Source organism: Metabacillus sp. GQ13 (assembly GCF_059758525.1).
Map to the genome: position 1 here is coordinate 81,331 of NZ_JCAXET010000014.1, position 20,831 is coordinate 102,161.

Sequence of the window (20,831 nt, forward strand, 5' to 3'; positions counted from 1 at the left end):
TCCATTTTAATATACCCCCTGGGACTATGCAAAATTAATCGTGGTGAATGAAGTGAGCCTATCGATTTAATGTCACCCTTTGCAATCTTAATGCATTTAAAACAACAGATACTGAACTGAAGGCCATTGCTGCTCCTGCTAGCCATGGGGCTAATAGGCCAATTGCTGCGATTGGAATGCCCACTGTATTATAGGCGAATGCCCAAAAGAGGTTTTGCTTAATGTTGCGAATCGTTTTTTTACTGATTAGAATCGCATCAGCAATACCCATTAAATCGCCTCTCATTAATGTGATATCTGCGGCTTCCATTGCAACATCGGTACCTGTTCCAATCGCCATCCCCGTATTGGCAACCGCTAATGCTGGTGCATCATTAATCCCATCACCAACCATTGCGACGATCTTTCCTTGTGCTTGTAATTTCTTTACTTCGTCTGCTTTTCCCTCAGGAAGTACCTCTGCAATAACGGAGTCAATTCCAACTTCATCAGCAATTGCTTTAGCAGTCCGTTGATTATCACCAGTCATCATAACAACTGCTAATCCCATTTCCTTTAATCGACTAACAGCTTGTTTTGATGTTTCCTTAACAGTATCAGCAACAGCAACCATTCCTGCATAGTTGTTATTAATTGTAACTAACATCGCTGTTTTCCCATTGGCTTCTAACAATTTCATTTTTTCATCAGCTTGACCTAGTTCAATATTATAGCTACCCATTAATTTTCTAGTTCCAATCAAAATGGTTTTTTTATCAATAGTAGCTTTTACTCCATATCCAGGTATTGCGACAAAGTCATCCACGTCACGAAGCAATACATCTTTCTCTTTCATACCATTAACAATGGCTTCTGCTAACGGATGTTCCGAATATTTTTCAGTACTAGCTACATATTGAAGAAAGTCCTGTTCATTCATCCAATCTTCTACTTCGATATCTGTTAAGGCTGGCTTTCCATTCGTTACTGTCCCTGTTTTATCAACGATAATTGTTGTAATTTGATGAGTTGTTTCAAGGTGCTCTCCACCCTTAAAAAGAATCCCATATTCTGCAGCACGTCCTGAACCAGCCATGATGGATGTTGGTGTCGCTAAACCTAAAGCACATGGACAAGCGATAACAAGAACAGCTATTAATGTTTCCAAAGCAACTGCGAATTCACCCGGACTCACCCAAATATACCAAATAAAGAAGGTGAGAAACGCGATGACAACAACGATTGGGACAAATATACCTGATATCTGGTCAGCTAAACGCTGGATAGGAGCTTTGGAGCCCTGAGCATCTTCAACAACCTTAATAATTTGCGCGAGAGCTGTATTTTTACCTACCTTTGTAGCTTTTACCTTCAACGACCCATTTTTATTGATTGTTGCACCAATAACCGTATCACCAATTGATTTATCGACAGGGATACTTTCACCAGTTATCATTGATTCTTCTAATGCAGAGCGCCCCTCAATAATTTGACCATCAACTGGTACCTTATCTCCAGGTTTTACAAGGAATATCTCTCCTACTTCAACATCATCAATTGGCACTTCAATTTCCTGACCATTTCTTATCACAAGAGCCGTTTTTGCACGTAAGCCCATTAGCTTTTTAATTGCATCTGATGATCGACCCTTTGCTTTTGCCTCAAATAATTTCCCTAAAATAATTAGGGTTATTAACACTGCACTTGTTTCAAAGTAAAGCGACAACATATGTTCAGTAGATCCGATTGCTTTGAACGATAAGTAAACACTATAAAAATAAGCTGCGGAAGTTCCTAAAACAACCAGCACATCCATGTTTGCACTTTTGTTTTTTAATGCCTTATAAGCCCCAACATAAAATTGTTTTCCGACAACAAACTGAACCGGTGTCGCTAACGCCATTTGCACCCATGGATTCATGAATATTTCTGGTACGTATATGAATGAAGTAAATTGAAAATGACTGACCATCGACCATAATAAGGGCAAAGATAAAAGAAGAGAAAAGATAAATTTACTTTTTTGTTTTGCTAATTCCTTTGTCCGATGTTCGTTGCTAACTTCTAATTTTCCCTCTTTTACGATTGCTTGATACCCTAGTTGTTCTACCTTGTCAGTTATTTCTTTCGTTGTCAGTTCTGAAGGATAGTAGTCAACATTTGCTGTTTCTAAGGCAAAATTAACCGTTGCCTTCTTCACACCATCAAGACGATTTAACCCTTTTTCAATTCGATTTGCACAGGCTGCACATGTCATTCCGGTAATGTTGAATTCATCCTTCTCAGTAACAACTTCATATCCAAGGTCGCTTACCTTTTCATGAAGATTTTCTATATTAATTTGATCAGGATTAATGATGACTGTAGCCTTCTCTAATGTAAAGTTCACATTCGCTTCATTAACGCCATCCATCCGTTTTAATCCTTTTTCAATCCGATTTGCACAGGCTGCACACGTCATTCCCAAAATTGCTAAGTTAACTTCCTGTTTTTTTTGTTCCACTTGTTATTTCTCCTTTACCCCAAATAGGTTTACGTTTCTTTATATTATATACTATACCCCTCTACGGTATATGTCAAACCTTTAAATTCATTTATTAGCTTATCTAACGAACTTATAATGATGCTATCTTCAGGATTTATAACTATTTAACGAATCATTCATTCATCCTGTCCATATATTTAAAGGAAGAACCTTAAGAAATGAGGAATTCTATGAGGAAACTCTTATTTATTTTTACAATCGTTATTCTATGTTTATCTGGATGTGGTGGTGCGTCGAAAGAACATACAGCTGATGTTATTAAGGGGGAAAGTAGTACTCAGCTAGAAGCTAAAACTCCTATAAAAGAATCGGTTACTACACAAGCTATTTATATCGGACTTATTGATCCACATTCAATCGAGGTTCTAATAAATAATAAACCTATTGCCATCCAAATAAATGAAGAACAAAGGAAGGTATTAGAACCACTTCAAACAAATGCTGAGATTTATATTGAGTATTATAAAAAAGAAGAAACGACTCAAATTATATTGGAAGAAGTTGAAATAAAGTAATTTTTTTATATTTGACGATAAGGCAGACACTAATCTAAAAGGGACTAAAATGAAAAGGGATGTCCCTATTCGAGTCATCCCTTTTCATTTAGTCAGTATTTGTTAAACATCCTCATTCACTGGTGGTTCTCTAATTCCTAGCTCCTGGACAATCTCCTCTACCGATTTTCCTTCTATTTCAATTCCAGCTTCTTTAGCTTGTTTTTTCAAATCATCTTCATTCAAACCCATCCCAGATCTACTGGCCCTGATTTCTTCTTGTAATTCTTCAATCAGTTTACCTTCTGTCTCAATTCCGGCCTGTTTAGCCATCTCTATAACTTCTTCATCACTTAACTCTTTATGTCCACCGGTATTGGGCCTTATCTTGCTCATTTCTTCTTGTATCTCGTCAATTGTTTTACCCTCTGTCACAATTCCCGCTTGTTCTGCCCTTACTAAAATGTCATCCTCACTAAGCTCTTCACCTTCAAAATCGGACCTAACTTCACCATTTGGTGATTCTTGCTGTAAACTTGAAGGTGTTCCAGTTAAGGAAATATCACTTGTTACTCCACAGCCAGCAAGCAGTAAAACTCCACATACACTCCAACTAATCATGCTTCCTATTTTATCCATCATTGACCTCCAATTACTCTTCATTTCATCTTTGATGAATATAGGATAGCAATGGTATGTGTCAGGAATATGTCAAGTGCAGTATTCAGTTGTAGGGATTCTCTAAAAGTTCTATTCTAGTTGGAGCTCTCCTATCAAAAATCAACCTTTTTTATTCCATTCTTCAGCTAGTATTCCATACACAACATGGTCAACATAATGGTCATATAACCATTCGGCTTGTCTGATACTTCCTTCATTTACAAAGCCCAATTTCTCAGGGATACTCCGACTTTTGTTATTTCCAACAGCTGCCCTAATTTCAACCTTGTTAAAATGCAACTCACCTAACGCATAATCAGTCAATGCCTTAGCTACCTTTGTCATAATGCCTTTCCCTTGGAATTCTTCACCAAGCCAATAACCAATATAGGCTGTTTTGTTAGACCAATTTAACTGATTATAGCCAGCTACTCCTATAATTTCTCCATCATATAAGATAACGGTGGTCATACTTTTATTTTCAGAGTAACCCTTTAAACATCCTTTAATATATGCCATTGTATCATCGAGTTTTGTTGTAACCTGCAGCCATGGTAGCCATTCCTGTAGATATTCCCTCGAGGTATTGGTTAATTCGAAAATTCTTCCTCCGTCTTTTAATTCGATCAACTTTAGAGATAAAACGTCATCGATACTATTTATAAACATGCTTTTTCTCCTTTTTGATTAGTTATGGCTCTTTTCTAAAAGTTTGTTGTTACCAAACCTAAAAAATCGGTAATTGAATTTTTTTGGTATAATTAAAAACTACTTTAAAAGAAAATAGCTGAGTCATTTAACGAAAAGAGCACGAAGACAGGTTAAATACGTAAAGAAGTGCTACTACGAAAAGCAACAATCTTTGCGAAAACAGCCTTAGTTATAGATTGCTAACCTTATATCTTTTATAGATTAACATACTACTAATATCCGCTCTATTAATAAAATACAAAAAGGCTGATTTTTACATCAGCCCTTCTTATTTGAGGGAAAAGGAATATATCCTTCTAACTTATTAGCTTTTACAACCTGGTCCAAGTATAGTCTGCTAAAAAAGGATTGTACTTGCCTATTTTGTTTTTAATTGCTTATCTAAATAGAAGGTACCGAATGGTATAAATGCTAAGAAGACAGCCCAAATTCCCCATAAGATCGACCACCGTTTTTTAAACTTAACGAACGCTACCATAATGACATATGAAACAAACAGAAAACCGTGCAGCCCACCAACTATTGTGACTGCCATAGGAAGATCAAATAAATACTTTAATGGCATGGCAATAATAAGTAAAACTAAGTATGAAATCCCCTCTAAAATTCCAATAAAACGTAATATTCCTACAGATGTGTTAAACACCCTATCAACTCCAATTTATAGTAATTCACTATCTATTATACATGCATTTCCTGCAATTAATAACGATAATCTTTGTCCATTCTTTTACAGATAGCTAGCTCAAGCAATACTATCCTTACTTATCTTTTATGTTTAAAAAAACGAAAAAAGAGGCAATAGAAGGATTGCCCCTTTTAACCGTATTAATAAGGTCGATATCAAACTTTAAATTTATTAATCATACTCTCTAATTCATGAATTGTATTTGAAAGGGAAGCTGCTAAATCACCTAATTCTTCTGCAGAAGCTGCCTGTTCTTCGGTTGTAGCAGTAACCTCTTCCGTTGTTGCTGACGATATTTCTGCAACCTCAACCATTTCATTTATCGCTGTCTCTACCTTTTCTTTATTCGTATTTATTTTTCCAATAGATGCTTCTACATAATCAATCTCACTTATGATTGAGTTTGTACCATCTAGGATATTTTCAAAAGCATCTCTAGTATGATGGATTGAACTAGTTTGTTCATTAAATAAGAGAATCGTTGTCTTAACTAATTCAACAGATTTTTTTGTTTGTACTAAGATACCTGCAATAACCGTTTCAATTCTTAGCGATGAAGATTTTGTTTGGTCAGCAAGCTTGCGTATTTCCTGAGCAACAACAGCAAAACCACGTCCAGCTGCCCCCGCTCTTGCCGCCTCAATACTAGCATTTAATGATAATAAGTTTGTTTCCTCGCTAACACTTTTGATGATTTCAACAATATCCTTTATTTGGGCAATTTCTTTATTAAGTGCAGTCATCGTTGAATCGACTTGTCCAATGTTAGTGCCCACTTCTTGATTCTTTTCAGTTAATTCTTCTATTGTCAGAATTGATTGGCTACTAAGCTTTTTCGTTGTTTCTGTGATTGTTTGTACCTTTTCCATATTGCTGGCTACTTCGTTTATTTCACTTGATAGCTCTTTCATTTCACGGTTTGTTCGTTCAGAATAATCCACCTGGCTAACCGCACCTTTAGCAACTTCTTCAATTGCATGAGCAATTTGTTCCGTTGATGATGACGATTCTTCCGCAATTCTCTTAAGGTCATTTGCGCTATTAACCGCATACGTTGAAACCTTTTTATTTTCATCAATCATTATCGTAATATTATCAATCATTTTATTAAAACTTTGCCCAAGCTGACCAACTTCATTATTATATAAATATGCTGCTCTATGGGTTAAGTCGCCCTTTTCAGCATTTTTCATAATCAAAACGATTTCATTTATTGGTTTTATCATGCTCTTCGCTAAAAAGAAACTAACAAAAACAGCTAATAAGACAAACGCTAAAATAATCACATAAACGAGATAAATAACATTTTGAATTTCTTTTAATAAATAGGATTTTGAAGTGGAAACAGATACTTTCCAACCATTTGTACTCTCATTCATGCTGACTAAATTTTCCTTGTTATTTTGATGACCTTCGTACTTACTACCAATAATTTCTTGGTTATTACTAGCGATAATCACACCATCTTCATTGATAATCGTAATTTCTCTGCTTGAATTTTCTTCTCCACTTTCAAAGACATCTTGAAAAAGTTTCACATCTGCAATTAACGTTAGGGCTCCAAGACGATCATACTTTCTAAAAAGGTAGATATTTTCATAATTGTCTTGGATACCTGAACCCCACATAACTGATCCAGACAATTCCTCTACTTTAGCAGGTAGATCTGAGCTTAAATACTGATCCGTGTCAAAGTCCGATGCAGAGTTCGTATCACCATAGACTTTGTTATCTTCATTTATAAATAAGAGTGCTTTTGCATTTTTGTTCGTAAAGATAATACTTGAAAAATACTCCGTAATCCCTCTTTCTTTTCCTAAGATTTCATATTCAGTCAAACCTTCATCAGATTTCAATTCATTCATTAAATCCATATTTGAAAAAGGAACTAATGTTATATTTTCAAATTCCTTTAATGCATGATTGACGTTCTTTGTCACTTGTACTCCGATTTCATCATTCATATCCGATACTTTATCTTCGATCGTATTTGAGGATACAAAATAAACTACATTACCGATTATCACACTCGGAATAATTGTGAATAAAAGGAGAAACAAAATAATTTTAGACTTTAATGACATTCCTTTTAAGTTTTTGGAAAAAGAAAGTTTCCTTTTTTCTCCATTTCGTTTGACATTCTTTTTTAGAGAAGGTTTCTTTTTAAATTTAACTAATTTCCTCACTAATTTTCACTCCTATTATTTTCTTTCAGCTATTCTATCTGCTACAGGACAGAAAAGTATATTCTCATAATTCCGATAATTACGAACGAAACTTAGTAATCTTAGTAGAAGGCTACTATTCTAAATTTCGGCATAAACACAATTTACTAATCTATTGTCCAACTCTAGTTTGTATTCGCTTACAATCATACTATATTATAACCATATTTTCTCTATAAAATATAGTCTTTTTGATTATTGTAGTAAATTTATCCTATTACTATTATATCAATTATAAAGATGATCCTCCTATTAAACAATTGTAGAATTTCGTCGATAATAAAACGAAAGTTAACTTTATCTTTTGGATCTCAAAGATTTTTTCACACCATCGTCAGTCATACAGGAGGGATACGATTGCTTAATAAGCTTAGTTGGAAACACACAAAAATTGGTGGTAAATATTTTTATGTATTTATGGTAGTAGCCGTCACGTTCCTACTATCAATTGTCATTACTTATTTATTATTACAACAGACGAGTCAAACGATGAAAAACACATTAGTGAAAAATGAGATTGCACTCTATAGTGCTGATTTGGTTTCTCTATATCATGAAAAGTACAATCAACTTCCAGAATATATCTTACTAGCAGATGAGGAAAAGCTCATGCAATATTTAGAAGATAGTAGGAATTTTGTCTCGATTGCAAAAAAATTAAAGCAACAATTGAACAATGAAGAACATTTAGCTATTTTCGGGAAAATTATTGATAATAATAATAAACTTGATGAGTACTTTTTTAGTACGATTGTACCCCAAGTACAACAAATTAACACAGCAGAATTCGCGAAACTTCAAAGTGAGGCTAATGCGATAAAATTTGAAACAATTGAATTAAGTAATCAACTTAAAAACATAGCAACTGAGTCAAATAAAGCATCACTTACTGCATCACAAAACAAGATTGAAATGACAATCATTTTATTAGTTGCTTCGGGTGTAGGTGCATTGGTAATATCGACGATTCTACTTGTTGTGATTAGTCGCAAGATTTCAACTGGGTTAAATAAAGTTGTCTTAACCAGTGATGAAATCGCAAATGGAAATCTTAACTTTGACCCCTTAAAAATTGTTGGTAGTGATGAAATTGCCCAGCTTTCTCAATCAATTAATCATATGGGAATTAGATTACGTGAAATGATTTTAGAAGTTTCCTATATTGCTACAGATGTTGACAGTCAAAGTACAACGTTTGCTGAAACGGCTTCAGAATTGAAACTTGGAAGTTCACAAGTTGCGAACACGATTGAAGATCTGGCTACTGGAGTGAATAACCAAGCAAATGAAGTATCTGATATCTCAGAAAACATAAAAGAGTTCAGTGATAAATTGGTTGAAGTAAATCAGGATGGTAGTAAATTAGTCAACTTCTCAGACGAAGTGCTACAGGTTTCTATTAACGGGGATCAGCAAATGAAACAGTCTCTTGAACAAATGAATATGATCCATTCTATTGTTGAACGCTCTGTTGCTAAAATAAAAAGTCTTGAAACACAGACACACTCGATTACGGATCTTGTAACTGTAATCAAATCAATCGCAGAACAGACAAATCTACTTGCACTAAATGCTTCAATTGAAGCTGCACGGGCCGGAGAAAGCGGAAAGGGATTTGCTGTTGTTGCCTCTGAAGTGAAAAAACTAGCCAATGAAGTTTCCAGTTCAGTTGAAAATATAACCTCAATCGTTACCAGTATTAGACAAGAAACTTCTTCAATGTCTGCTGAATTAAAGAGTGGTTTTCAAAAGGTTAATGAAGGTTCCGAACAAATACAATTAACTGGCCAATCTTTTTCTGATATAAAGGATAAAATAACGGACATGACAGAACGAATAAAAAATATATCTTCTGCTTTCAATTACTTTGAACAAACTAGCCAAGTGATCAATCAGTCTGTCGAACATATTGCAGCAATTTCAGAGGAATCAGCTGCAGGATCACAGGAAATATCGGCTGCAGTTTATGAACAAAGTCAATCGATTGATAATGTCTCAACTAGCGCAAATACATTATCTTCTATGGTTGTCCGTATGAACGAAATGATCAGTAAATTCAAAGTATAAGAAGGGTGCATGAAGTAAGTAAATCTAGGCTATTTTTGCAAAGAATGTTGTTTTCAAATAAGCAATTCAATATGTATTTAGCCTATCTTCACACTAGGACTAAGAACAAAAAACTTTTAGAAAAGAACCTACATCTATTACAGGCAATGCTCACTATTAAAAATCCGGAGGTACAAAAGTGACGATATTCTATAAAAAGACATTTCTTGGACTTTTGTTTCTTGTTGTGATTCTTGCAGGAACTGCTTGTTCAACAGCTAATGAAGCAACTAGTAAAAAACAAGTAAATCTAAAGTCCGATGACTCGGTGCCCTATATTGGTTTTGTATTAGATACACTTGAAGAAGAACGCTGGTATAACGATAAGCAGTTATTTGAAGACGAAGTAAAAGCTTTGGGCGGTCAGGTAAAAACATTAGCTGCAAATGGACTTGATGAAGTTCAACTGACACAAGCTCAGCTATTAATTGAAGAAGGAGTAGATGTTCTCGTCGTTGTTCCACACAATGCTGATGCAGCCAGTAAGATTGTTGAAGTCGCACATAAAAATGATGTAAAAGTCATCTCTTATGATCGCTTAATTACTAACAGTGATTTAGACTATTATATTTCCTTTGATAATGAAAAAGTAGGTGAGTTACAAGCTACAGAGTTGGTAGGCAGCGTTTCAAAGGGGAACTATGCATATATTGGTGGTGCTGAAACAGATAACAATGCAATCTTATTCAAAAAAGGTGCAATGTCTGTGCTACAGCCTTTAATCGATAAAGGTGATATACAGTTAGTCTATGATCAATATACGGATGAATGGAATCCAAAAGTTGCTGAAAAGAATATGACTACAGCACTTAAACAGTCTGGTAATCGAATTGATGCTGTCATAGCTGCAAACGATGGAACAGCTGGTGGTGCTATTTCTGCTTTATCCTCTGTCGGTTTAGCGGGTAAAATCCCCGTTTCAGGTCAGGACGCTGAATTAAATGGCATTAAGAGAATTATTAGTGGTACACAAACCATGACAGTGTATAAACCTATAAACGTGATCGCAACAAAGGCTGCTGAAATGGCTCTCAAGGTAGCGCGTGGCGAAAAAATCACCACTGATACAACAATTGATAATAAAAAAGTAAAAGTCCCTACTATTTTACTTGACCCCACAACAGTAACAAAAGAAACAATTAATAGTACCGTTATCCAAGATGGCTATTTAACCGAAGAAGAAATATATAATAAATAGGTAGATTAAATGTTTTTCTATTCTATTGTAAAAAGAGGATTGACCCCTTAGTGAGTCAATCCTCTTTCCTTATTCTGCAGTCATATTTTCTATCTTTTCACGTTTTTGTTTTTCTCTTTGACGTTTTGCCTTCTTAAAGTATAATAGTTCATAGATAACAGGAATGACAATGAGTGTTAATACTGTCGCTGCACTCAACCCTCCTATGACAACAACGGCGAGACTAGCAGAGACTAAATTTCCAGATTCAGCTTCTTTAAATAATAGAGGAAGCATGGCTGAAATAGTTGCTATCGCTGTCATCAGAATTGGACGCATTCTAATCGTTGCTGCTTCAACTACCGCATCGCGGATGATCATGGATTGTTCGTTTTGTTTTACTCGGTCAAGCAGAACAATTGCGTTAGTTACGACGATCCCAATTAACATTAATGCACCAAGAAGTGCTGTAACATCTACGGAAATCCCAGTCAATAAGATTCCTACTATTGCTCCAATCGCTGCAAGTGGTAAGGAACATAAAATCGCAATTGGCGCACGAATTGTTTTAAAGGTAATCACCATTATCAGGAATACGATCCCAATCGATGCAAGCATTGTCATAAATAAATCTTGAAATTCACTAGCCTGATCAGCACTTGCCCCACCCACAAATACATCGATTTGGTCTGGCACGTCTAACCCCTTAACTGTTTTATCACCGAATATCCTTTTATTTACTTCAGTAGAAATGGTTGATAGCTTTTCCGGATCAACAATTGCGGTCACTCTAACATATTGTTCGCCATCTTTATGGAACGAACTAGTGGGTTCCTCTGTTTTTTTAAGTTCTGCTACCTTAGAGATCGTTGTCATCCCAGTAGCTGTCATGATAGGAACGTTTGATAATTCTTTTTCAGTATCTGGATCAAAAAGTGGTTCAATCATGACCATTGTTTGCAAGTCATTCAATTTCACCGTGCCAATCGGTGTCTTATTTAACATGACAGCTGCTTGTTGGGCAATTTGTTCAGCCTTAGCGACACTTGGATCTACGATAAATGAATAAACTGCTTTTGTTTCTTCCTGGTTAGAGCTCACTTTCTCTATCCCATCAATTCCTTCAATTTTTTCTTGAACTTTTTCTGACATGGTAATCAATTCATCTACCGATTCACCAATGATATCAATCGTAATTGAAGTTGAACCCCCACCCATTAGTGACGCTTCTGTTACCTCTAAAGTTGCATCTTGATATTCATTCTTTTGTGTGTTTATCTTTTCAACAAATGCCTCCATATCAGCATTCTTTTCGAGAATTGCCATAATTTGTGTTTGAGTCGGATTTCCAACCTCTCCGTATTTAGCTGAGTCCGCTGAGTTTCCTAATTGTAAATAGACATGATCTATTCCATCCTGGTCCAACATATATTTTTCAAGCTTTATAGATTCATTTTTCACTTTTTCAATTGGGGTTTCATTTGGGTATTGCAATGAAACAAATACGTAATCCGCTTTCGTTTTATTGACAGACCCTTTTGGAAGAATCATATAAGCACCAATTGAACCAGCAAATACAATACATGCTGTAATTAAAACAATCCATTTATGGTTTAAGGACCATGTTAAAAGTGAAGAAAATTTTGCAGAAGGTTTATGTTCTTTAATTTTTGCATGTTTAAGTAAACCTGCACTCATTATCGGCACAACTGTAACGGCAACAAGTAAGGAAGCTAGTAGGGAATACGTAATTGTTAATGCAAAGGGTAGTAGAAAATCCTGTAGACTTCCAGCTAATAATCCTAATGGTAAAAAGACAGCAACCGTTGTAAGTGTTGATGAGGTAATGGCTGTTCCTACTTCTTTGGTTGCTTCAATCACCATGTTCACCGTGAATTTCTCACTCTGAGCCCGTCTAAAAATATTCTCAATCACAACAATACTATCGTCAACAAGGCGTCCAACAGCTACTGCAACACCACCTAATGTCAAAACATTTAACGTTACACCTGATTGTGCCAGCAGAAATAAGGTGAATCCTAGTGAGAGTGGAATCGATACGATTGTAATTAACGTAGAGCGAATGTTTCGCAAGAAAAGCATAATCACAATCGTTGCAAATAGCGCACCTAACAATACTTCTTTAATCATACTATGAACGGAAGACTCCACCGAATCAGCAGTTGATAAAACAATCGTTGCTTGGACCTTATCATATTTCTCGTTTATTTCTTCCGCTACTTTTTTTGTTTCCTTACTGATTGTTACCGCATTTGAATGACTATCTTTTGTCATAACAACAATTAATCCATCCTTGCCATTCAATCTAGTAAGATTATTATCTTGTTTTTCTACTGAAATCGTAGCAATATCTTTGAGTGGTACAGATTGGGTAACCTCAGTAGTCTCAAGTTTTTCAATCGTATTAACATCACCGATTACCTTTATATTGGCTATTTTCCCATCCACATTTTTTTCACCAACAGCAGTTGAAATGTTCTGGCCCAGCAACAATGGCATGATGTTTTCAAGTGAAATTTGCTTTTCGGCCATCTTTTTTTCATCTAATTTAACTGATAGATATGATGAAATTGTTCCATTTGCTTGTATATCAGAAACACCCTCAATATTTTTAAAATACGGGATAATTTCATCTTCAGCATATTGAATCGTCTCTGCATTAATTCCTTCATCAAACGTTAACGCGATATATGAAACAGGAATCATTGATGTGTTTAATTGGACAATATTTGGTTTCATCACATTTGCTGGAAGCGTAAGCGTTGATAGCGCCTCTTCAATTTGACGTTTTGCCTCTTTTTTATTTATATTTGACTCAAAGTGGATATCAACAGATGAATAACCATCCCCTGAAGTCGAGAATACATTTTTCCTGCCATTTACTTGATCTACAGCCTGTTCAATTGGCGTTGTTACTTGGTCCTCCATCGACCTTGCATCCATTCCTTCTCCCATTACGACAACTGAGATAAATGGTTGGTCCGCGGATGGCAGAAACTCCATCGGCAATCGAAAATAACTTAAAACCCCTAGGACTAAAATAAGCATCGACATAATAGCTATTGCTGCTTTGTTCTTAAAAGACCATTGCGTAAACCAAGACATTGTTTAAATCTCCCTCCAAATTGATATTCACCTTATAGGTAAAAAATAGTAAATATGGTTTTCACTACAAAAACTATTTTAATAAAAAAAGTTGGAAGGCATAAATGACTTAAGATGTAAAACCTTCTAAGTCTAAAGCTGTATTTGTGTAAAAATGTAGAAATTTCTTTTCCTCATTGGAAACGAATATGGGATATATTTCATCTGAAATGGGAACAGTAAAATTAGTATTTGGTGGGGGTGATTGTAGTGAGTATTGGAAGTTGGTCTTACCTTACCTTAATGACTTTATCGATTTTATCTTTATTCATCTCTTATCGAAATAATCGAACTTCACTGTTATTTGTGTTCCTTTTTGCTGTCTCTGGTGTAACTCTCTTCTTTGATTACCTTATTTATGTATGGGGAAATGCCTACTTGTATCAGCCTAATTTTATAAAGGGTAGGTATGACTCATACCTTGGGGCACTAATAAACGGTTATATATTATCTTCCTTCGCGATTTTATTTATCGTTTTACGCGGTAAATGGATTTGGGCTATCGTTGCTGCAGCGTTTTTTTCAGGGATTGAACTACTCTTTGAAAATTTAGGTGTCTTTCATACCAACTGGTGGAGGACATGGTATACATTCATTATCCTTATTCCTTACTTTTTTGTCGTGAAAATGTGGTGGCACCATCTCCAAAAAAGGAGGAGTAAGTGGTTACTTTTTGGCACTACACTTGCGATCTTTTACTCAATATATACCCAACTTAGCATTTTTTTATATGCCGTGTTACAGATAAGAACGTTTCATGTTGGCTGGATTGAACATTTCCATCGTGATAGTTCGGCTATTAATACCCTGACATCAATCACTTTTGGTACACTGGTAGCCTACACAAGCTCATTTAAGGTCAAAAGAACTTGGAATTTTTTCTTGTTATTTGCTTATGTAGCCTATGATTTGTTACTAAAATACCTCGAAATCGTTAGAACAGATCGTAGTGTGTTAGACACTGTATTAAGTCTTTTGACGTTCATACTACCTATGATTTTTATTAGATATGCGGTTAGTAAAATTAAAGAGAACCAGAAAAAAGCTCCCTCCAATTAGTTACATAGGAGAGAGCTTTTCCTAAATAATCAACTTTCATGTTTATCTTTTCCTCGCAATTTTAAATCCATTGTCTATTTGTTCAAAACCAAGCCGAGGATAGTAATTCATCGCTTCTTTGGAAGAAAGTAATAGTAAGGCAACTTCCTCTCCTAACACTTCCTTTGTTAATTGAATTAATTCTTTACCAATTCCATTCTTTTGATATGTTTTATCAACTGCTAAGTCAGATAAATAGCAGCAATAGCTAAAGTCAGTAAGGGCTCTAGCAACCCCTACTAATTGTTGCTGAGAATCCCTTGCTGAGATGATAATGTCAGCTGAATCTATCATTCGCTGAAGTCTTGGCAAATCGTCAACAGGTCTTTTTATTCCGGATCTTTTAAAGACAGTTGATAACTCTTCAGCTGTTATCTCGTCATTCACTTTATACGATATTTTTTTTGACATCATTATTCTCCTTTTCAAACAGTAATTTTGTATGCATTACTCTCTTCACTAACCTGTTTATCCCTATTTAAATTCGCCGAAAAGAGAATGTTACCTGCTTACTTAGCGTTGGCCGAAGGATTGCTTAAATATGGCAACATCTTGGAAGGATCAGCTCTCATTTAAGAAGCATACAAAAAAAAGAAAGGCCAGACCACCATTAGGTATTGATACATGCTTGGTGGGGCCTCTCTGTTATTTTTAGTTTTTAGTTTTTAGTTATTACTTATGCTTCAAAAGCTTGGATAAAGGCTCTCATATAATCGGGCAGATCTGGTGGACGTCTGCTAGAAATTAGATGACCATCAACGACAACCGCTTCATCTAACCATATAGCACCAGCATTTTCCATATCATCACGTATACCTGGTGTACTAGTTACCGTTCTTCCATTCAATATTTTTGCTGAAATTAATACCCAGCCCGCATGACAGATTTGGCCAATCGGCTTTTTACTTTCATCCATATGGTGAACAATATCAATTACCTCTTGAAATCTGCGAAGTTTATCAGGAGCCCAACCACCCGGTACTAGTAAGGCATCATAATCATTTGGATCAATATCATTAAATGCAAAGTCAGAAGTAGCCGGAACTCCATACTTACCCTTGTATGTAAATTTTGCATCCTCACCAGCTAAATGAACAACCGCTCCTTCTTCACGCAACCGATGGATCGGATACCAAAGCTCCAAATCTTCAAAATCCTCATGAACAAAACTCAATACCTTTTTTCCAGTTAACTTCATCAATACCCCTCCTTCTATTATATCTACTACCTTAACGTATCTCGTTATAGATGACAAACATAGAACGCTAGCAGTCCCTGAGACTACCTAGTAAAGGATAAAAAAACATTTAGGCTTAAAATAAAGCTTCAATGGCTCAATAATCCATTTCAATTAATAAACTAGCAGTATGTTCATCTGTAATTAAGACATTTGCATATTTGCCCTTTAGTGCTCCGTAAATAGCTTCGAGCTTTTTCGGACCACCAGCCACTAGAATAGACTTTTCCTTTTTAGCTAGTTCATCTAATTCAATTCCAATTGTGCGACTGTTTAAATTTTCAACACAGATTTGTCCACTTTTATCAAAAAATCGTGAACATATTTCTCCAACCGCCTTCGATTGAATTAAATGCTGATCATCCTTTGAGAAGTATTCTGCTTGTAATAATACGGAATCAAGAACTGGGGATCCAACACTAAAAATTGCAATGTTTGCTAGTTTCCCTAAGTCAAGAATTTTACGGATATGTCGATCAGCTTCAATTGCCTGCTTTACAACAATATGATCGACAATTGCTGGTAGTGGTAATAAAAAGGTTTGAGTATTAAATGCTTCACCGAATAAATGGATAATTTCAGAAGCATATGTTTTGGTTTCCGAATGGCTAACTCCACCATTAAGTTGAACAACCGTTGTCTGACTAATAGGCTTTGTCTTTAACTTTGTTGCCAATTCATAGACAGTTGTTCCCCATGATGTTGCAATCACATCATGATCTTTCACTACTTTATTAAGGTAATTTGCAGCTACCTCACCAAGTTGCCTTTTAATTAGTGCATTATCATACTCTGAAACAGATGCCACAACAACTTCTTTTAAACCAAATTTCTTCTTCAATTGTTCCGTTAATAGTGCCCCTGCTTCGACAGGGTTATGGATCTTTATTTCAACAATACCTGTTTCCTTTGCCTGCTTCAATAATCTAGATACAGTTGGTCTCGATACATCTAACTTTTTTGCAATTTCTTGCTGACTATAATCAAGTTGGTAATAGAGCCTCGCGACTTCAATTATTTTATTAAGCTTTTCATTTTCCATTTACACAGCACCTAATTAATCATAATTTAAGGTAAATCGTTAAACGATAAATACGTATTCTAAAACCAGTGCTCTAAGAATTACTTAGCCTGTGTTTTATCGATATATATTTCTTGAATTAACCGCAAACAAATTTCTGTAAAAGAGAGAGGCTGACATATTTTCATTAGTCAGCCTCTCCATGGTTTGAAATAAGAATGAGTAGGATCTTTAAACGTCATAGACCGCTATCTATACTTTTTTTATAAAAATTAACCTTCAATAAGTTTTTTTACACGAGCGACTACATTTTCAACAGTAAAGCCGTATTCAGCTAGAATGCGTGATTCCGGAGCAGAAGCACCAAATGTGTTGATCGCTAGAATATCGCCTTCGTCTCCTGTATAACGATCCCAACCAAGTGGAGAAGCCATTTCAATAGCTAAACGTTTTTTCACATCTTTTGGAAGAACTGAACGTTTGTATTCTTCAGATTGAGCTTCGAAACGATTCCATGCAGGCATACTTACAACTGCTGCTTCAATTCCCTCAGCTGATAATACTGCTTGAGCTTCAACTGCAAGACCAACTTCAGAACCAGAAGCTAGTAAGAGAACATCAGCTGTTTCTTTTGCAGCCGGTGAGATAACATATGCTCCCTTTTGAACCCCTTCATATGCAGTCTCATTTGTATTTTTAATTGTTTTTAAGTTTTGACGTGTTAAAACTAGTGCAGTTGGTGTTGATTTTGATTCAATTGCTGTTTTCCAAGCTGCAGCTGTTTCATTCCCATCAGCAGGACGAACCACTGATAGATTCGGCATTGCACGTAGAGACGGTAGTTGTTCAATCGGTTCATGTGTTGGACCATCTTCACCAACAGCAATACTATCATGTGTAAATACATACGTTACTGGTAAGCCCATTAACGCTGCTAAACGAATAGCTGGACGTAAGTAGTCAGAAAAGACAAAGAATGTTCCTCCAAATACATGTAATCCGCCATGTAATGCCATACCATTTAACGCAGCACCCATTGCAAATTCACGAACACCGAACCAAATATTACGTCCACCAAAATTATTACGTGAGAAATCTCCGCCATCCTTAATCGTTGTTTTGTTTGAACCGGCTAAATCTGCAGATCCTCCAAAGAATGATGGAAGGCTTTTCGCTATTCCATTTAATACTTCACCAGAAGATGCACGTGAAGCAAGGCTTGAACCTTCTTCATATACAGGAATATCTTTATCCCAGCCCTCTGGTAGCTCTCCACTGATCGCAGTTTCGAATTGTTGTGCTAATTCAGGATATTCTTTTCCATAACCATCCAAAAGTTCGTTCCACTCTTTTTCTTTAGAGTTTCCAGCTTCTTTTACTGTGTTATTGAAGTGATCATAAACTTCTGAAGGTACATGGAAATCTTCTTCAAATGTCCATTTATACGCTTCTTTTGTTAATTTAATTTCATCCGCACCAAGTGGTGAACCATGTGAAGCAGATTTACCAGATTTATTTGGAGAACCAAAACCGATCGTTGTTCTAACTTCAATTAATGTTGGACGGTCTAAGTCCAATTTTGCTTGTTCAATCGCATTTGAAATTTCGTTCACATCATTACCATCTTCAACGCGAATGACTTGCCATCCTTGAGCAGTAAAACGTTGTTCTACATTTTCAGAGAATGAAAGATGTAAATCTCCATCTAATGAAATATCATTTGAATCATACAATACAACTAAACGACCTAATTTTAAGTGGGCTGCTAAAGACGCTGCCTCAGAAGAAATACCTTCCATTAAATCACCGTCACCACAAATTGCATATGTGAAATGATCGACTACATTATATGAAGGTTTGTTGTAGTTTTCTGCTAAATGACGCTCAGCCATTGCCATACCAACTGCCATACCAATCCCTTGTCCTAGTGGTCCAGTTGTAGCATCAACACCTGCAGTATGTCCAAATTCAGGATGTCCTGGAGTTTTGCTTCCCCACTGTCTAAACGATTTTAAATCATCCATCGAAAGACCATATCCGGTTAAATGAAGCAGACTATATAAAAGCATTGAGCCATGACCTGCTGAAAGCACAAAACGATCACGGTTAAACCAACTTGGGTTTGAAGGATTCACGTTCATAAATTTCGTCCAAAGTGTGTAAGCCATAGGTGCAGCACCCATTGGCATTCCAGGATGACCTGAATTTGCCTTTTCAACCGCATCAATAGATAATGTACGGATTGTTTCAATAGATAACTTTTCGATCTGTGTTAATTCACTCATTTGTTTTCCCTCCGAATTAAAAATATTTCACCAGTAAGATTATAACCTACTGAATGGTAGATAGGTAAATTTTAGCTAATTCTCTTAGCTTAAAAATAATAACTTAGTCATTGTCTAATGTCTAATATCCAACTTGAAAGTAATATGATTAACGAATATAGCTTAATTTAAGCCTTCGCTACTGAAACAGATTCCTCTTGAAACAGGATAGTATTATCTTGAACAAGTAAACGCCCTGAAGATTGATTTGATAGAGTCCATTCAACGACAGCCCTTTTCAGCTGATTAGCAATCACCCTGTCTAAAGCTGTCGGATATGGCCCACCGCATTGAGATTCATCTATTTCGACAACCTTCCAATCGAGATCAAAATCTTCAAAGTGTTCACCAAGCTTTGTCGGATCAACTGATTGGTCCATTAACAAAAATGTATACCCTTCATGCTTAGCTTCTTTCTCTCTAATATGTCGTTTCAGCTGTTCAATTATATCCTGATTAGCTCGTGGAACAACCACTCCGTCAACTGCTAAACTAGAGTTATTTAATAGCATGGAAGAACCTGTTGTACCAGGAATTTGCACATTGAATACTCGTACCTTACCATACGACAAGGAACTAGCTGTATCTCTTACACTCTCGATATTTTTAACAATCGAGTTTAAAGCCGTATCATAGCCCAGCGTTAATTGTGATCCTTCAATATTGTTAAAGATACTTATCGGAACGTGTAACTGTTTAAGTGTTAGGTGACGAGGCTCACCTTCACTTTCCCCTAATAAAATAATTTTATCTAAGCTTGAAAGTTTATCGGCTATTTCTTTAGCTTTTTCTTTCCATATAGCAATTGGAAAACTACTTAATACAAAGCTATCCGAACCTAGTCTAAACGCTGATCCTTTTTGAGAAAGCTCACCAAGCTCAATTTCTTTAGAAAATCGATTCCATTCGATACCATAGACCGATTCTACTTGTTCAGATACCTCGTCAATAAGGGTACGAGCAATCTGAGCAGAACCTGCTGAAGCACAACCAAAATGAACTACACCTATTTTCATCTACGTTCCCCCCATTTTGAACAAAAGCTCAACTAACTTTTTTAAGCCCAATCCTAAGGCACTCAGGAATGAAAGGTAACGACTATACCTGGCATTCCTGAATGACTTATGACATATCTGCCAGCTTTAATCCTATATTTTCATCATTACTCTAGTCACTTAGAAATTACGTTCAATATACCATGAACATTTGTTACTCCGTAAGTATACCTGAAATGAAAGAAAAGATAAATAGGTAAAAACGTAAATTTTCAAAAAATTAATGTGATTCAATCTTTATTTACAATCAATGTGTAAACGGAATTTATTTAGAGCACCTATATCGGATTAGCCTCATTCTATTATGGGCAATTTCTTCAACTATATGTTAAAAACTACACTTCCA

Annotated in this window: 15 protein-coding genes; 4 read left to right on the forward strand and 11 right to left on the reverse strand. The window is 35.8% G+C overall.

Features of this window, described 5'->3' with window-relative positions; translation table 11 throughout:
- Positions 1 to 58: 58 nt before the first annotated feature.
- Positions 59 to 2,482: a heavy metal translocating P-type ATPase gene (locus AC6CHR_RS17630; RefSeq protein ID WP_498250318.1), complete on the reverse strand. Its 2,424-nt coding sequence runs from the start codon at positions 2,480 to 2,482 to the stop codon at positions 59 to 61.
- A 212-nt stretch (positions 2,483 to 2,694) separates the two neighbouring features.
- On the opposite strand from AC6CHR_RS17630, the gene AC6CHR_RS17635 reads away from it, so the two are divergent.
- Positions 2,695 to 3,039 (forward strand): LytA/YqiH family protein, encoded by a 345-nt coding sequence (locus AC6CHR_RS17635; RefSeq protein ID WP_498250319.1) that lies wholly within the window; start codon positions 2,695 to 2,697, stop codon positions 3,037 to 3,039.
- 102 nt (positions 3,040 to 3,141) lie between these two features.
- Here the strand turns inward: AC6CHR_RS17635 and AC6CHR_RS17640 are convergent, their stop codons facing one another.
- From AC6CHR_RS17640 to AC6CHR_RS17655, 4 genes are all read right to left on the reverse strand, one after another.
- Entirely contained in the window at positions 3,142 to 3,657 is a 516-nt protein-coding gene (locus tag AC6CHR_RS17640) for a hypothetical protein (protein WP_498250320.1), read from the reverse strand.
- A 141-nt stretch (positions 3,658 to 3,798) separates the two neighbouring features.
- Positions 3,799 to 4,347: a GNAT family N-acetyltransferase gene (locus tag AC6CHR_RS17645; protein WP_498250321.1), complete on the reverse strand. Its 549-nt coding sequence runs from the start codon at positions 4,345 to 4,347 to the stop codon at positions 3,799 to 3,801.
- A gap of 400 nt (positions 4,348 to 4,747) precedes the next feature.
- A complete protein-coding gene (locus AC6CHR_RS17650) occupies positions 4,748 to 5,035 on the reverse strand; it encodes a DUF3817 domain-containing protein (RefSeq protein ID WP_498250322.1) in 288 nt (95 codons plus the stop codon).
- A 197-nt stretch (positions 5,036 to 5,232) separates the two neighbouring features.
- Complete coding sequence (locus tag AC6CHR_RS17655; RefSeq protein WP_498250323.1) at positions 5,233 to 7,263, reverse strand: methyl-accepting chemotaxis protein; 2,031 nt, start codon at positions 7,261 to 7,263, stop codon at positions 5,233 to 5,235.
- 396 nt (positions 7,264 to 7,659) lie between these two features.
- Between AC6CHR_RS17655 and AC6CHR_RS17660 the strand changes: the two genes are divergently transcribed.
- Together AC6CHR_RS17660 and AC6CHR_RS17665 are read left to right on the forward strand one after the other, a co-directional pair.
- A complete protein-coding gene (locus tag AC6CHR_RS17660) occupies positions 7,660 to 9,369 on the forward strand; it encodes a methyl-accepting chemotaxis protein (protein ID WP_498250324.1) in 1,710 nt (569 codons plus the stop codon).
- Between the two features lie 178 nt (positions 9,370 to 9,547).
- The gene (locus tag AC6CHR_RS17665; RefSeq protein ID WP_498250325.1) at positions 9,548 to 10,606 is read left to right on the forward strand and encodes a sugar ABC transporter substrate-binding protein; all 1,059 of its coding nucleotides are present in this window, start codon (positions 9,548 to 9,550) and stop codon (positions 10,604 to 10,606) included.
- A 69-nt stretch (positions 10,607 to 10,675) separates the two neighbouring features.
- Here AC6CHR_RS17665 and AC6CHR_RS17670 read toward each other — a convergent pair whose 3' ends face one another.
- The gene (locus AC6CHR_RS17670; protein ID WP_498250326.1) at positions 10,676 to 13,711 is read right to left on the reverse strand and encodes an efflux RND transporter permease subunit; all 3,036 of its coding nucleotides are present in this window, start codon (positions 13,709 to 13,711) and stop codon (positions 10,676 to 10,678) included.
- Between the two features lie 249 nt (positions 13,712 to 13,960).
- On the opposite strand from AC6CHR_RS17670, the gene AC6CHR_RS17675 reads away from it, so the two are divergent.
- On the forward strand, positions 13,961 to 14,809 hold the full coding sequence (locus AC6CHR_RS17675) for a hypothetical protein (protein WP_498250327.1): 849 nt from the start codon (positions 13,961 to 13,963) through the stop codon (positions 14,807 to 14,809).
- A gap of 42 nt (positions 14,810 to 14,851) precedes the next feature.
- Here AC6CHR_RS17675 and AC6CHR_RS17680 read toward each other — a convergent pair whose 3' ends face one another.
- The 5 genes from AC6CHR_RS17680 to AC6CHR_RS17700 all read right to left on the reverse strand — a co-directional run bounded on the left by AC6CHR_RS17680 (position 14,852) and on the right by AC6CHR_RS17700 (position 20,446).
- The gene (locus AC6CHR_RS17680; RefSeq protein ID WP_498250328.1) at positions 14,852 to 15,259 is read right to left on the reverse strand and encodes a GNAT family N-acetyltransferase; all 408 of its coding nucleotides are present in this window, start codon (positions 15,257 to 15,259) and stop codon (positions 14,852 to 14,854) included.
- Between the two features lie 265 nt (positions 15,260 to 15,524).
- Positions 15,525 to 16,046, reverse strand: coding sequence for a type 1 glutamine amidotransferase domain-containing protein (locus AC6CHR_RS17685; protein ID WP_498250329.1), 522 nt, complete (start codon positions 16,044 to 16,046; stop codon positions 15,525 to 15,527).
- A 136-nt stretch (positions 16,047 to 16,182) separates the two neighbouring features.
- On the reverse strand, positions 16,183 to 17,127 hold the full coding sequence (gene deoR, locus AC6CHR_RS17690) for a DNA-binding transcriptional repressor DeoR (protein ID WP_498250330.1): 945 nt from the start codon (positions 17,125 to 17,127) through the stop codon (positions 16,183 to 16,185).
- A 251-nt stretch (positions 17,128 to 17,378) separates the two neighbouring features.
- Positions 17,379 to 19,391 carry a transketolase gene (gene tkt / locus AC6CHR_RS17695; RefSeq protein WP_498250331.1) on the reverse strand — a complete coding sequence of 671 codons (2,013 nt, stop codon included), beginning with the start codon at positions 19,389 to 19,391 and terminating at the stop codon, positions 17,379 to 17,381.
- 167 nt (positions 19,392 to 19,558) lie between these two features.
- The gene (locus AC6CHR_RS17700; protein WP_498250332.1) at positions 19,559 to 20,446 is read right to left on the reverse strand and encodes a 6-phosphofructokinase; all 888 of its coding nucleotides are present in this window, start codon (positions 20,444 to 20,446) and stop codon (positions 19,559 to 19,561) included.
- Positions 20,447 to 20,831 lie beyond the last annotated feature (385 nt).

What these genes read in the sequence shown, in the direction of transcription:
- AC6CHR_RS17635 (WP_498250319.1), top strand. Translation starts at nt 2,695, where the DNA reads ATGAGGAAACTCTTATTTATTTTTACAATCGTTATTCTATGTTTATCT.
- AC6CHR_RS17640 (WP_498250320.1), bottom strand. Translation starts at nt 3,657, where the DNA reads ATGGATAAAATAGGAAGCATGATTAGTTGGAGTGTATGTGGAGTTTTA.
- AC6CHR_RS17645 (WP_498250321.1), bottom strand. Translation starts at nt 4,347, where the DNA reads ATGTTTATAAATAGTATCGATGACGTTTTATCTCTAAAGTTGATCGAA.
- AC6CHR_RS17670 (WP_498250326.1), bottom strand. Translation starts at nt 13,711, where the DNA reads ATGTCTTGGTTTACGCAATGGTCTTTTAAGAACAAAGCAGCAATAGCT.
- AC6CHR_RS17680 (WP_498250328.1), bottom strand. Translation starts at nt 15,259, where the DNA reads ATGTCAAAAAAAATATCGTATAAAGTGAATGACGAGATAACAGCTGAA.
- AC6CHR_RS17685 (WP_498250329.1), bottom strand. Translation starts at nt 16,046, where the DNA reads ATGAAGTTAACTGGAAAAAAGGTATTGAGTTTTGTTCATGAGGATTTT.
- deoR (WP_498250330.1), bottom strand. Translation starts at nt 17,127, where the DNA reads ATGGAAAATGAAAAGCTTAATAAAATAATTGAAGTCGCGAGGCTCTAT.
- tkt (WP_498250331.1), bottom strand. Translation starts at nt 19,391, where the DNA reads ATGAGTGAATTAACACAGATCGAAAAGTTATCTATTGAAACAATCCGT.
- AC6CHR_RS17700 (WP_498250332.1), bottom strand. Translation starts at nt 20,446, where the DNA reads ATGAAAATAGGTGTAGTTCATTTTGGTTGTGCTTCAGCAGGTTCTGCT.